The organism is Tenggerimyces flavus (assembly GCF_016907715.1).
Taxonomy (GTDB): Bacteria; Actinomycetota; Actinomycetes; order Propionibacteriales; family Actinopolymorphaceae; genus Tenggerimyces; species Tenggerimyces flavus.
This window is the reverse complement of the sequence record NZ_JAFBCM010000001.1, coordinates 6,035,136-6,047,987: the sequence shown is the minus strand read 5'-3', so window position 1 is coordinate 6,047,987 and position 12,852 is coordinate 6,035,136. Positions and strand designations below refer to the sequence as shown.

Annotated in this window: 11 protein-coding genes; 5 read left to right on the top strand and 6 right to left on the bottom strand. The window is 68.3% G+C overall.

Annotated elements, in window-relative coordinates; all coding sequences use genetic code 11:
* Positions 1 to 37: 37 nt before the first annotated feature.
* Positions 38 to 292 carry a hypothetical protein gene (locus JOD67_RS28460; RefSeq protein WP_205120777.1) on the bottom strand — a complete coding sequence of 85 codons (255 nt, stop codon included), beginning with the start codon at positions 290 to 292 and terminating at the stop codon, positions 38 to 40.
* Between the two features lie 210 nt (positions 293 to 502).
* On the opposite strand from JOD67_RS28460, the gene JOD67_RS28455 reads away from it, so the two are divergent.
* The 3 genes from JOD67_RS28455 to JOD67_RS28445 all read left to right on the top strand — a co-directional run bounded on the left by JOD67_RS28455 (position 503) and on the right by JOD67_RS28445 (position 3,007).
* Positions 503 to 1,231, top strand: coding sequence for a GAF and ANTAR domain-containing protein (locus JOD67_RS28455; RefSeq protein WP_205120776.1), 729 nt, complete (start codon positions 503 to 505; stop codon positions 1,229 to 1,231).
* Between the two features lie 47 nt (positions 1,232 to 1,278).
* A complete protein-coding gene (locus JOD67_RS28450) occupies positions 1,279 to 2,004 on the top strand; it encodes a GAF and ANTAR domain-containing protein (protein ID WP_205120775.1) in 726 nt (241 codons plus the stop codon).
* Between the two features lie 598 nt (positions 2,005 to 2,602).
* Positions 2,603 to 3,007: an ankyrin repeat domain-containing protein gene (locus tag JOD67_RS28445; protein WP_205120774.1), complete on the top strand. Its 405-nt coding sequence runs from the start codon at positions 2,603 to 2,605 to the stop codon at positions 3,005 to 3,007.
* Positions 3,008 to 3,148: 141 nt separating this feature from the next.
* On the opposite strand, the gene JOD67_RS28440 is transcribed toward JOD67_RS28445, so the two are convergent.
* From JOD67_RS28440 to JOD67_RS28425, 4 genes are all read right to left on the bottom strand, one after another.
* Positions 3,149 to 3,835, bottom strand: coding sequence for a VOC family protein (locus tag JOD67_RS28440; RefSeq protein WP_205120773.1), 687 nt, complete (start codon positions 3,833 to 3,835; stop codon positions 3,149 to 3,151).
* Between the two features lie 16 nt (positions 3,836 to 3,851).
* The gene (locus tag JOD67_RS28435) at positions 3,852 to 4,766 is read right to left on the bottom strand and encodes a nucleoside hydrolase (RefSeq protein ID WP_205120772.1); all 915 of its coding nucleotides are present in this window, start codon (positions 4,764 to 4,766) and stop codon (positions 3,852 to 3,854) included.
* 385 nt (positions 4,767 to 5,151) lie between these two features.
* A complete protein-coding gene (locus JOD67_RS28430; RefSeq protein ID WP_205120771.1) occupies positions 5,152 to 6,207 on the bottom strand; it encodes a D-glucuronyl C5-epimerase family protein in 1,056 nt (351 codons plus the stop codon).
* A gap of 86 nt (positions 6,208 to 6,293) precedes the next feature.
* On the bottom strand, positions 6,294 to 7,295 hold the full coding sequence (locus JOD67_RS28425; RefSeq protein ID WP_205120770.1) for a glycoside hydrolase family 113 protein: 1,002 nt from the start codon (positions 7,293 to 7,295) through the stop codon (positions 6,294 to 6,296).
* Positions 7,296 to 7,367: 72 nt separating this feature from the next.
* On the opposite strand from JOD67_RS28425, the gene JOD67_RS28420 reads away from it, so the two are divergent.
* The gene (locus tag JOD67_RS28420) at positions 7,368 to 7,946 is read left to right on the top strand and encodes a TetR/AcrR family transcriptional regulator (protein WP_307782582.1); all 579 of its coding nucleotides are present in this window, start codon (positions 7,368 to 7,370) and stop codon (positions 7,944 to 7,946) included.
* On the opposite strand, the gene JOD67_RS28415 is transcribed toward JOD67_RS28420, so the two are convergent.
* A complete protein-coding gene (locus tag JOD67_RS28415) occupies positions 7,939 to 11,559 on the bottom strand; it encodes an alpha-glucuronidase family glycosyl hydrolase (protein WP_205120768.1) in 3,621 nt (1,206 codons plus the stop codon). The two genes, JOD67_RS28420 and JOD67_RS28415, sit on opposite strands and share 8 nt — an antisense overlap.
* 264 nt (positions 11,560 to 11,823) lie before the next feature.
* On the opposite strand from JOD67_RS28415, the gene JOD67_RS28410 reads away from it, so the two are divergent.
* A complete protein-coding gene (locus JOD67_RS28410; RefSeq protein ID WP_205120767.1) occupies positions 11,824 to 12,819 on the top strand; it encodes an ABC transporter substrate-binding protein in 996 nt (331 codons plus the stop codon).
* Positions 12,820 to 12,852 lie beyond the last annotated feature (33 nt).

Genomic DNA, 12,852 nt, shown 5'->3' with positions numbered 1-12,852 from the left:
CCGACTCCTCCCCTTTGTCGGGGTCCCAGCCCACGGTCTACAGGCTGAGTCGGTCGTGGAGTCGGCTCGCCATCTCCGTCGCGAGGGCGGCCAGCCGCGGATCACCTGTCTCGGCCAGTTCGGTGAGCAGTTCGGCGACGACGGTGGACTCGGCAGCGCTGAGGACGGGAAGGCGTTCGAGTTGGGTGCTGGCGCCGGTGTCAGGACGGTGTCCGGGTGCGTCGCACATGAGCCTTCGCAGCCTGACCACGTCGGGAGGGGGATGGCGGGGGAGCAGCCGAAGCGCGGTCATCCGGGTCTCCTCGGTGCGGCGAGGCGCTTGCCACCGGGTCTAGGGCGGCAAGAAGGGCCTGCGCGAGATGTACACGCGGGCCCCCGTGGCCACGACTATAGACCGCTGACCTCGGCGCGGTCAGCGCTTTGGCCGACGGACCTGAGCGTAGGGTCGTCGTGTTGCCACGAGGGCAGCGTGTGTCCGTTCAATGAAGGACCCCGATGCCCGATGGACGCTGATCCCGGTCGAGTCGCTCGCATCCGGGAACAGATCGCGCGCGAGCTCAACGGCAACGGTCAGCAGTCGGATACCGTTGCATGGCTTCGCGGCTTGTGCGTGTCGGCGGTACGCATGCTGCCGGCGTCCGGAGCCGGCGTGAGCCTGTTGAGTGACGACGGCGCGCGCGGTGTCGCCGCCTCGTCCGACGGGGCCAGCGCGACGCTCGAGGAACTGCAGTTCACCCTCGGCGAGGGGCCCTGTATGAGCGCGTTCGCCGACCGGCGTCCCGTGCTCGAGGCGGGGCTGGACTCGATGGCGGCCGCGCGCTGGCCGGCCTACTGGCCAGCGGTGCTGGAGAGAGGTGTCCGCGCGGTGTTCGCGTTCCCGTTGCAGATCGGCGCCGCGCGGCTCGGCGTACTCGACGTCTACCGTGCGGAGCCAGGCCCGTTGACGCGGGACTCGGTGACGATGGCCCTCGCGTACGCCGAGATCGCCGTCGACGCGCTCCTCGACGGCCAGCAGCGGGCTCCGATGGGGAATGCCGCTGCTGGGTTGGACAAAGCGCTGGCATACCGGCTCGAGGTGTATCAGGCGCAAGGGATGGCGATGGTGCAACTGGGAGTCCCGTTGGACCAGGCGATGGCCATCCTGCGCGCGTACGCGTACGCCCATGATCGCCCGTTGGTGGACGTGGCCAAGGACGTGGTGGCCGGCCGCCTGACGTTGGAGCACCCATGACCGAAGAGCCACGGCCGTACGATGTCGAGAACGAGAGGAATGCCGCCATGACCACGATCCCGGCCGAGCGGTTGGCGGAGGTGCTTGTCGAAGTCGCCGACACGTTGGTGGAAGAGTTCGATCTCGTCGAGTTCCTGCACATGGTCGCCCGGCATGCGACGTCGCTCGTGGACGTCAGCGCGGCCGGGCTGATGCTGGCCGCCGGGGACGGGCAGCTCCAGGTGATGGCGGCGTCCGACGAGACGGCATCGCTGCTCGAGCTGTTCCAGATCCAGGCACAGCAAGGGCCTTGCCTGGACGCCTATCGCACCGGATCGCAGGTGCAGAACGTCGACCTGACCACGGCGTCGTCCATCTGGCCGCTGTTCGCGCCGCGGGCGGCCGAGGCGGGCTACCGATCGGTGTACGCGTTCCCGCTCCGGCTTCGGACCGAGGTCCTCGGCGCCCTCAACCTCTTCGGCGATCGGGTCGGAACGGTGCCGGACAGCGACCTCCAGGTCGTCCAGGCGCTCGCGGACGTGGCGACGATCGGCCTGCTGCAGGAGCGCACGATCCGGCGTGGCGAGGTCCTCACCGAGCAACTGCAGGCCGCGCTGAACAGCCGGATCGTCATCGAACAGGCGAAGGGCGTCCTGTCCCAGTACCGAGGCGTCAGTATCGACGAGGCGTTCAACCTGCTCCGCACCCACGCCCGCCACCACCACCTCCGCCTCGGCGACGCGGCCCTCGCCATCGTCCGCGACCCCACCACCCTCGGCGTCACCGGGTCCTGAAGGAGTCGTCACCGCGCATCCCTGGTGCGAAGGATGGACCTGGAGACCGTCACGGGCGTTGTTCGCGCGATCGTCGTCGCCCTTGACGGGCGACTCCCAGCCACCGACGTCCAGAACGCGTGGAGCCTGCTCGACGCCGGGGAAGCAGCTTACGGCTTCGCAGAGCGAGTCGCTCCGTACGTCATGGGAGGGAGATGACCGGGAGAGGGTGGATCGACGCCGCGAAGCGGGTCATTGACGGTGATTACGCTGGGTGTGCGATGCCCTGTCAACGAGGACGATGTCCCCGACGTTCAGTGGGTCCCTGGTCCGACGAGTGGAGCGCGAGCGAACGTCGCCCAGTTGCGGAAGGGCACAAGAGAAGCGATCTTGGACGCTCAACGGGCTCCGGATGGGGAAGCTGTACGACCGAAACACCGGTGTGGGGATTCTCGAGGGGGACGGGACACCGCCCCGGCTTGGAGCGGTCGCGAACGCAGAAGCTGGCGCGCGAGCAAGGTTGGTCGCGCGAGAAGCTGACCGAGTATGAGAACGATCCGTCGCAATACTGGTATGAGTACGCTTGATCGAACATGAGCCGTCGATATGAGGAGCCGAGATGAACAGCCGTGGACGGCGCGACCAACAAGGTCGGCTGCGGCTTCACCAGGCAGCGGTCGCGGGGGACGCCGACGCCATTGGCCGGTTCGTCGCGGAGGGAGAAGATGTCGCTGCTGTTGACGATTCGCTCCTCACGCCGCTCCACATGGCATGCCAGCAAGGACATGTGGAGGCTGCCAGAGCGTTGCTTGACGCCGAGGCGCCAGTTGACGCTCGTGACTCCTACGGCAACACGCCGTTGTGGTGTGCGGTATTTGCCTTCCAGGGCGGCGTGCCTGAGTTGATTCAGATGCTGTTGGAGGCGGGTGCCGATCCTGACTGCAAAAACAAGACGGACAGGTCGCCACGTGACATGGCGTTGACTTTCAACAGGCCGGGTATTGGCACCATCTTCCCGGAGTAGGTTCGACGCGTGCATCCAAGCCGCACTTGGAGGGACGACGGCGACGTCTCATGTTGGAATCGGGCCATGCACAACAGCGTGGTGTGAGCGTCTTGTAGTCATGGATGACGAGATCTTCGACCCCGTTCACCGCGGGCGGCGTCAGCGTCTTGGCGATCGTCCTTCACCGGCAGCGATGAGGTCGATGCGGGTGCCGTCGGGGTCGGTCAACGGGCCATTCGCCGGACTGTCGATGCGGAGGGTGAGGCCGCGGATGGGGCGGTCCGACGTGGTGTTCACCAGCTCGATGGTGTCGTTCTGGTGGCGGAGGTACGTTCCGGTTCCGTCGGTCTCGACAAGGCTCATGCCGAGGTCGTCGCGGTAGAACGTCACCGCCTCCTCGAGGTTCGGCGCGGAGAGGGAGATGTGGGCCAACGCCTGGACGGGGCCTTCGATCGGCGGCACGCGGAACTCCTCTGAGCGCTGCAGGAGCTCGACGCGCACCCCGTTCGGGTCGGACAGGAACGCGAGGCGGCCTTGGCCGGAGCCCGCGACTTTCGGGGGCGTGGAGAACGTGAAACCGCGCGAGACCAGCCGCGCATGATCGCCGTCCAGGTCGTCGGTCATGAAGCCGATGTGGTCGACGCCCCACGTGACGTCGGGACCCGGCTGGTGCGGGTGCAGGAGCTCGATCAGCCCGCCGGCCAGCTGGATGTGGACGCGGTCGGTCTGCCCGTTGGCCACGAACAACTCGTCCACGATGACAGCGCCCAGTTGGTCGACGTAGAACGCAAGGCTGGCGGAGAGATCGCGGATCCTCATACCGACGTGGTTGAGCTCGTAGATCATCCGCGATCCTCCCGTGTCAACCTAGGCTTGACATCGTCTCCCGGTCGAGTGCTCGTTCCAGCCGCGACCGCAGCCAGAGACGGAACCCAGCGTAGTCGGCGCCGCGGGTGAACGAGACCGGCCAGCCGGTGTCGGACACGGTCATCCGGCCGAGGTCGTCGAGCTCGATCCGCCGGGCGACGACGTCGAGGAACGGGCGGCGCATGCACAACGCCAGGGCCAGCGCGTCGTGCAGCATCGTGCCGGGGTGGAAGTTCGCGAACCACTGGTCGAGGTGCGCGGTCAGCAACGTCGCCCAGGTAGGTGCGCCGGGGCGGCTGATGAGCGCGTACTCCGGCGAGTCCGGCGTGACCTCGTTCGCCGCGGTGAACGTGACGTCCGCGGGCAGCAGCCACGGGTTGCGGATCGTGGTGAACACGCCGCGGGCCGCCGAGACGTCGAGGCGGATGTTGTGCTCGGCTCGTTCGGGGTCGCGGTACGCCAGCGCGCCGCACATCACCGTCAGCGCGAGGCGCTCGGCCAGCTCGGGGCGCGCAGTGAGGACGTCGGCGAGGTTCGAGGCCGGGCCCAGCGTCAGCCACCGTACGCCCGACGCGTTGGCGCTGATCTCGTCGACGGCGGCCACCACGTCGTTCGGCTGCGCCGGCACGGTGTCGGGAACGAGCCCTTCGGCGGCCCAGTCCTTGGTGTTGCCCAGGTCGCGTCCGGCCACGACGGGGACGTCGGAACGTCCGAGCAGGTTCAGCAGGTGCCTCGCCAGGCGTGCGCGCCTGCCCTCGTGCTCGTCCGAGGTCACGACCAGGGCCAGCTCGGGCAGCCCCGCGGCCACCACCAGCGCTATCGCGTCGTCGGGATCGCCGCCCAGGTCGGTGTCGACGACCAACGGAACCTGTTTGCGCTCTACGTGGGTGTTGCCCTCGATCCCGCTCACGGTCCTCCGCCCTCACTCGTCCGGAGCACGATCGTAGGGCCCAAGCCCGACAACCTGGGCACCACCCGCTGAACGGCCCCCGTCCACGGGGGGTGACGAGGCGGTGGTGCGGCTTGATCTACATATGTCGGTTGAGGAACGGGCCGGACGCGGGGGATCGGGTGGCTGGGCCGACCGAGCACCGCCGATGTCGGCAACCCACCGTCCAGAGATAGGCAACGATCGCCGATGGCGCGACCCGCCAGCCGCGCCATCGTCGAAGGTATGGATACATGCGAACACCGCTGGACCACCGCCTCGAGCCATCCGACGAGCGAGGGCTGGGTCTCCTACCAGCGCTGCCCCTGCGGCGCCGTAAGGGCACTGCTCAACGCCGAGACGCTCCTCACGCGTCAGATTTGAGCAGCTCCGCGTACGTCTTGAACCGCTCGTCACCCGACAGGAAGTGCAGTGCGTACAGCAACACGACGTGGATCGAGTGGTAGCTCGGCGTCGGGATCCGGTGCGTCCGGCAGTAGTACGCCGGGCCGCCGGGGTTGCGGAAGTTCGTGAAGTACTTGTCGATCGTCGTGCACGAAGCGTCGAAGAGCTGTGCCGCCGCCGGGTCACCGGTCAGCAGGTGGTAGTCCCAGAGCCCCAGGATCGCGAAGATGAACCCGTTGTACGTGTAGTCCGGTGCCCCCGGCGCCAGCGCCGGGTACTCCTGGATCCAGTAGTACCCCTTGTCGATGTTCACCACCCACGGGTTCACCTCGTCGAACAGCCGCAGGGACGGGAACGTCCGCTCTGCGACCTGCCGGTACTCCTGCCGGTCCGCCGCCGGCACCGCGTCCAGCCGCGCCAGCTGCGAGAACAGGCTGAGCGACTCGCCCTGCGCCATCCCTGAGTACCACGGCGCCCTGAAGTTCAAGCCGCTGTGCTGCCCATGGGAGAAGTTGTACGGATATGGGTAGTAGAACGCCCCCCGCAGCACGACGTGTTTCGAGATCACCCGCTCGGCCTGCAGCCGAGCTCGGTTGAGGAAGAACACGTCGCCGGTCGCGCGGTACGCGGACAGATTCTGCAGCCCGTACTGGATCTGCGCGACCGGATGGTTGTAGAGCTTGCCCTTCCACTCGAACATGCGCACGCCGTAACGGTCGCGGGTGAACCTGTCGACCTTCTTCGCCGACCGGTCCCGCCACGGCTGCCGTCCATCCGGTACGTCGGTGGCCGGCAGAAGGCCGGAAACCTTGTACGGCAAGGGTTTTGTCGGCGTCGGACTCGGCGTCGGACTCGGGCTGGGACTCGGGCTCCGCGGCAAAGCCGTCGTGCTCGAGGTCGCCCCCGGCGACGTCGGCGCCTTGCCTGGTTGCGCGCCGGGATCCGCCGTGAGCCCCTGCCGGGCACAGCTCGCGGCAAGCGCGAGCGGCACCGTTGCGAGCACGCCACGACGGCTCAACGTCTTATTCCTCACAGTGCTGAACACACCCCCCGAGCGCGAATTGTTGAGTGCGCTCGATCACACGGCCACGATCGTTACCAAACCTAACGGTAGTGCTCAGCGAGCGTTCGGAAGGCCTTCTTCGGTTTCCAGGTCCCATCTTCGAGAACCTTCACCACTCCCGAGCCGGCAACGTCGAGGTCGCGGGTCGGATCGTCGGGGTCATGAGGGAAGACGTACCACGCGAAGACATGAGCAAACGCCGAGTCCACACCTTCCGCCTCGAACACCTCGAGTGTCTCGCGCAGGCAGCGCGCCTGCTCGTCCTCGTCGCGAACGTATGAACGCGCGAGTCCCAACGGCCGACCCGTCTCCTCCGACCACACCACCGCGTCGGAGCCCGCGGGACGTTCGGCCGACGCGCCACGGTACGTCGCGCAGCCGAACTCGGTGAACGCGACCGGCTTGCCCAAAGCTTTGCCCTGCTCGACGTACGCGCGGACCAGCCCGGGGAACTGCCCGGCGATCTCCGCCCACCGATATCCCGTGTCCGTGGCGAGGTAGTCGAACGGCGTCCAGTCCACGCCCTCGAACGGCAGCGACGCGTAGCTGAGTTTGCCGCCGAACCGCGCGCGGATCCGCGCCACGGCCTCGGCGAGGAACGCGTTCAAGCGCTCTGGGATCGCGGTGAACACCGCTGGGTCGCGCGCCGCGAGCGCCTTGCTCCGGTCGACGAACGTCTCGCCCGGGACCATGCCCTGGTTCATCAGGCTGAGCTCGGATCCGGTCAGGAGCACGACCTCGGCGCCCGCGAGCCGGAGAAGTTCGGCGTGGTCGGCGCACTGCTCGAGGACAGCCAGCAGTTCGTTGTTGGTCAGGTTGTTCGTGAACGGGCAGAGCCAGATCTCCAAGCCCGCGTGCGCCGCGTGGGTGGCGGCGAGCTTCAGCCGTTCCACGTCGCCGCCGGTGATCCTTACCGCTGTGCAGTGCAGTTCGTCCCGGATCGCGCGCAGATCCGACGCGACCCGGTCGGGGTCGAACGGTTCGTGCGTGCTGCTTCCCGCGTTCAGGAATCCCGTGTCGTAACAGATGCCGTTGCCGCGCATGGCTCGCCTCTCCCATAGGGTACGTCAAGTACCCTATAGGTCTGGATGGAACCGTCAAGTAAGGTACGTCACGTGACGGAACGCCGACGCGGAGCTGCTCTCGAGCAGGCGATCCTGACCGCGGCCGCCGCCGAGCTGGCCGAGGTCGGGTACGCCGGGTTCACCATGGACCGGGTCGCCAAACGCGCGGGCACGAACAAGAACGCGATCTACCGCCGCTGGCCGAACCGAGCCGCGCTCGGCGTCGCCGCGTACCGGCAGCTCGCGCACGAGAGCACGGTCGTCCCCGACACGGGCACACTCCGCGGCGACGCGCTCGAGCTGCTCCGAGGCGCCAACAAGCACTGGTCCTCGCCGCTCGGCGAGGTCCTGCGCGGCCTGCTCGCCGGCGTCGGGCCGGAGCTGCTCAGCCAGGTGCAGGAGGCGTCGAACGACGGCGGCAGCGCGCTCTGGCTGACCGTCCTCGGGCGCGCCGTGGCCCGCGGCGAGCTCGCGCCGGAGGCGCTGCACCCGCGCGCGGCCACCGTGGCGATCGCCTTGCTGCGCAACGAGTTCGTCACCCGCGGCACGCCGAACGTCCCCGACGAGGTGCTGGTCGAGATCGTCGACGACATCTACGTGCCGCTGCTCCGTGGCAGGGCGGTCACGTAGCTCGCAGCAGCAGGGCGTTGAGGTGCCAGTGCACGGCGGCGTCGCCGGACAGTTCCAGGTCGTACGTACGGCCGCCGGCCAGCGGGATCCGCACCCAGGCGAACGCGCCGTTGCCCAACGCCGGGCTCTGCGCGAGCGGCTGGCCCTCCGACCGGATGTACGTCGGCGCCGACGGCTGGTTCGCGTCGCCCACCAGCACGTACGCCTCGTGCGCGCCGGCCGGCACCGCGATCCGCAACGTGCGCGGCACGGTGTCGTTGACGAAGTCGCGACGCAGGTCGTCGAGCAGCGCGCGGTCGCGGTTCATCGACGCCGTACCGACCCATCCGTAGCCGCGGGCAGCGTCCCAGGCCTGGTTCGACAGCTGCTGATAGCCCGTGACCAGCGGGCTCGCGGTCGTGCCAGCATCGATCGCCAGCGCGAGCGACGCTGCCGGCGGAACGGAGACCAGCTCGAGCTCCCGCGTGTCCGTGACCACGCCGTCGACGACGACCTCGATCCGCACGGACGCCAGTGAAGGCGTGCCGTCGGGAACGATCGTGAGCTCCAGGTCCGACAGCGTCCCCGGCGTCACCCGCGCCGACACCGGCGCGGCGGTCCAGCCGGCGGGCACCACCGCGCGGACCGTCACGTCCACTGCCGCGTCCGTCGCCGTCACCTGCACCGGGACCGCCTGCGACTGGCCGCCGAACACCAACGACGGCGCGGTGAGCTCGCTGATGATCGCCGGGGGAGCGGCGAGCGCCTCGTCCGGGATCGCCACCGCGACCAGGTGCCAGTGCTGCCCGGGAACGTTGCTGAACTCCAGGTCGATCGTCCCGCCCGACGCGCCACCGTTCACGGGAATGGACAGCCACTCGAACTGCCCACCCGGCAGGAACACGCTCGTCCCGACGACCTCGCCGTCCAGTCGAACCGTCGTCGGGAATGAGTCGCTGTTGGTCTCTCCCGTCAACAGGTACAGGGAATGCTCGCCGGCCGGGATCGTCAGCCGCAGCGTCCGGGCGACGGTGTCGTTGACGAAGTCGCGGAGCAGTGGGTCCGGCTGGTTGCGGTCCCGAGACTGCGGCGCCCCGTCGACCCAGCCGTAGCCGCGGGCCGAATCCCACGCGTCAGAAGGCGAAAGTCGCCGGTAGCCGTCGAGCACCGGGCTCGTCGGCGAGCCGGCGTCCAGCGCCAGCCTGCAGCGCCGGCCCGCCGGTGCGGTGATGACAGGGATCTCGGTGATGAGTGCCGGCAGCTTGCCCGCCTTCAACGTCGGGCGCAGCACTGCCGTCTCCGGACGCAAGCCGGGGTTGACGGGGATGCGCTCCTTCCCGATGCCCCGAGAGGGCAGCGAGATCGTCGCCGTGCCGCTGGTCCAGCCCTCGCGGGCAGGCAGGCCGGCGACGAGCTCGGCGGTGGTGGGGGAGGCGTTCGCGACCTCGAGCTCGATCAGGTTCGGCCATCCACCCTGCAGGTGGACGGCCGAGGTGGCCCTCGGTGTGATCTGGACCCAGGAGCGCTTCGTGTCCAGGATCCGGCACGCGGCGAAGTAGTAGCCGACGATCGTGTCGCGCCACAGTGTCGCCTGGTCGAGCTGGCGGTCGAACCGTTCCAGCGTGTCCGCCCAGCGCTTCTCGTCGATGTGCCCGCGGAGCGTCTGCCAGAGCTGCCGCATTTGCACGACCGACGTCCGGCCGTCGAAGTGGCTGTCGTAGATGTGCTGCAGCACGGTCTTGCCGGACTTCAACTTGTGCGAGTACGGCACGTGGTGCAGGAACAGCAGCAGCTCGTCAGGAGTGGACGCCACCGACTCGTACCGCTCCTTGACCGGCGAGTGGTAGAAGGCGGTGTAGCCGGTGCCGGTCGCGACCGTACGGTCGAAGCCGGTGCCGTTCTCGTCGGCCTGGTGCCAGATCGTGTTGGTCTGCGGGCTCGGCGTGAAGTGGTCGGCCGTGATCTGGAAGCTGATGCCGAGCGGGTTCGTGTAGTCGATATACGTCTGCCACGAGTCGAGCAAGATGCGGTTGACGAGGTTCACGACGCGCGAGGAGTTGCCGAACGTCTGCCGCGTCCACTCGTTCGCGATCGCGCGCGCCGGCAGCGAAGGGTTCCAGGCGAGGCGCGCGTACCCGTGCGTGTTGGCGGCGTTGAGCTGGTTGCGCGTCCAGTCGGTGTCGTCGCCGAAGTTCATCACGCCGGCGACGCCGCTGAGCCCGTAGCCGTAGGTCTGGCCGGAGACGATGTCGGCGACGGTCGTGCCCGTGCCCTTCGCGTGGGTGTCGAAGTCGTACACCTCCTTCCACATCGGGACGAGGTAGCACAGGTGGGTCGACTGCCCGGTGTACTCCTGGGTGATCTGCAGCTCCATCATCGAGTTCGTGTTCGGTAGCCCGCCGAACAGCGGATGGACCGGCTCGCGGACCTGGAAGTCGATCGGCCCGTTCTTGATCTGCACGACGGTGTTGTCGGCGAACTTGCCGTCCAGCGGCGTGAACGTCTCGTACGACTTGTTCGACCACTCCAGCGCGTCGAAGTCGTGCACGAACGCTCGCCACATCACGATCCCGTCGTGCGGCTTCAGCGCTTCGGCGAGCAGGTTCGCGCCGTCGGCGTGCGTGCGGCCGTACGAGATCGGGCCAGGCTGCCCCTCGGAGTCGGCCTTGACGAGGAAGCCGCCGAGATCGGGGATCGTCGCGTAGATCTCGGTCGCCTTGTCCTTCCACCACTGCTTGACGCCCGCGTCGAACGGGTCGGCGGTAGCGAGTCCGCCGAGGAGGATCGGGCTGGCGAAGTTCACCGACACGTACATCGCGATGCCCCACCTGCGCAGCACAGCGGCGAGGGGCGCGAGCTTGGTCAGCATTTCCGGGGAGATGAACTGCGCGTTCGCGTTGACGTTGTTGATGACGGTGCCGTTGATGCCGACCGAAGCGAGCGCGCGGGCGTACGTCTCGTAGCTGGGCCGCGTCTGCGGGAGCTCGTTCCAGAAGAAGACCGAGTCGCCGGCGTAGCCGCGTTCGACGCTGCGGTCGAGGTTGTCCCAGTGGTTCGCGAGCCTGAGTTGGTTGGCGGGGCTGTCACTGAGGTTGACTTTGTCCAGACTGGCATGGGTTTGCACGAGTCTGAGCAGGTGGAACGTTCCGTACAGCGCGCCGCGTTCGCCGTTGCTGGCAACGAGGATCGCGTCGAAGCCGTTGATCTTCTTGCGCTGGATCGTGTAGCCCTCGAGGCCGAGCTCGCCGAGCTTCGTCCGGTCGGCGTGCTGCGCGACGAGCGCCGAGGAGTCGGGGGTGCCGACGACGATCGCTCCGTGGCCGGACACGTTCGGCTTCGACGGGAGGTCGCGGCCGAGTGCGGTCTTGAGGGCGCTGGTGAGCTCGCCCGCGGCGCTCTGCAGGACCAGGTTGTCGGCGGGTGGCGCGACGACGTAGGTGAGCACGCGTTGGTACGCGCTCCGCAGCGCCGCGTCGTCGATGAGCGGGTAGCGAAGCCACAGGTTCGAGCCGTCCTCGTCCGGCAGTCCTGTATCGGCCAGCGCGACGCGCACGTCGGACCAGTCGCGCCAGCCCACCGCCAGCGCCGCGCCAGCGGCGGCTACGAATCCACGACGTGTCAAGCCGTCCGTCACAGCGATCCCCTTGCCTGGTTGCAGATTGATGGCCCCGCGAACGTAGGTGGCGACCTGTCCCAGGTCAACTACCGCAAGCGGCCACCGGAGGCTGGATGGTGGGCCGGATGGCGGGGGTGATGGGCCGAACGGCTGGGCCGGATGGCGGGGCGGCTGGGCCGGATGACGGGGGTGGGTGGGCCGGATGGTGCGGTGGGGCTTGGTTCGACCCCGACTCTCGTATGGTTAGGTAAGCCTTAGGTAACTCGATCTTGGAGGGGATCCGTGAGCCGTCGACTCGCCAGCGTCATCTTTGCCGGAGCGCTGCTCGCGGCCGCCGCGGCGTGCGGCAGTTCGTCGCCGGAGGCCGCGGCGCCGGCGCCGACCGAGGGGGGCGCCACTACTCCCGCCGCCGCGCAGGCCTTTCCGGTCACGATCAAGCACCAGTTCGGCACCACCACGATCCCCGCAAAGCCGACCCGCGTCGTCACCGTGGGCTTCAACGAGGCGGACTTCGCGCTCGCGTTCGGCGTCAAGCCACTCGGCGTTCGCGACTTCATCGGCGAGTTCAAGGAGGAGACTCGGCCGTGGGCGCAGGAGGCCCTCGGTGGGACCCAGCCGGTGAACGTCGGCGACGAGATCAACTTCGAGAAGGTCGCCGCGCTCCAGCCCGATCTGATCCTCGGCCTGTACTCGTTCGTCGACAAGGTGCAGTTCGACAAGCTGGCGGCGATCGCGCCGACGGTCGGCCCGGTCACCGCCGACGGCAACATCGACTGGAAGGAACAGACGCTGTTGACCGGCATGGCCCTCGGCCAGGACGACAAGGCGAAGCAGCTCGTCGCCGACGTCGAGAAGAAGTTCGCCGACGCCAAGGCCGCGAACCAGGCGTTCCAGGGCAAGAAGCTCGGAGCGATGTTCGGCCTGGACGGTCAGGTGTGGATCCTCGAGCCCACCGACCCGCGGGCGCAGTTCTTCACCAACCTCGGCTTCGCCGCGCCGGCCAAGAGCGGGCAGATCAGCGGGGAGCAGCTGCAGCTGCTGGAGAACGACGTCCTCGCCGTCCTCGGATCCGAGCCCGCCGCGTTCGCCGGCAACCGGCTGTTCCAGCAGCTGTCGGTGGTGACGGAGAAGCGGACGGTCTGGTTCGGCACGTTCGGGACCGATTTCTCCGGCGCGCTCGGCTTCGGGAGCCCGCTGAGCCTCCCGTACGCCATCGACCTCGCCGTACCGAGGCTCGCGAAGGCCGTCGACGGAGACCCCGCGACGTCGACCGACTGAGGTATTCGGGTTGCGAGGCGCTCGAAGGCTTTG

Bases quoted from the DNA above. Each gene is read 5' to 3' on its own strand.
- JOD67_RS28460 (WP_205120777.1), bottom strand. From the start codon at position 292: ATGACCGCGCTTCGGCTGCTCCCCCGCCATCCCCCTCCCGACGTGGTC.
- JOD67_RS28455 (WP_205120776.1), top strand. From the start codon at position 503: ATGGACGCTGATCCCGGTCGAGTCGCTCGCATCCGGGAACAGATCGCG.
- JOD67_RS28450 (WP_205120775.1), top strand. From the start codon at position 1,279: ATGACCACGATCCCGGCCGAGCGGTTGGCGGAGGTGCTTGTCGAAGTC.
- JOD67_RS28445 (WP_205120774.1), top strand. From the start codon at position 2,603: ATGAACAGCCGTGGACGGCGCGACCAACAAGGTCGGCTGCGGCTTCAC.
- JOD67_RS28440 (WP_205120773.1), bottom strand. From the start codon at position 3,835: ATGATCTACGAGCTCAACCACGTCGGTATGAGGATCCGCGATCTCTCC.
- JOD67_RS28425 (WP_205120770.1), bottom strand. From the start codon at position 7,295: ATGCGCGGCAACGGCATCTGTTACGACACGGGATTCCTGAACGCGGGA.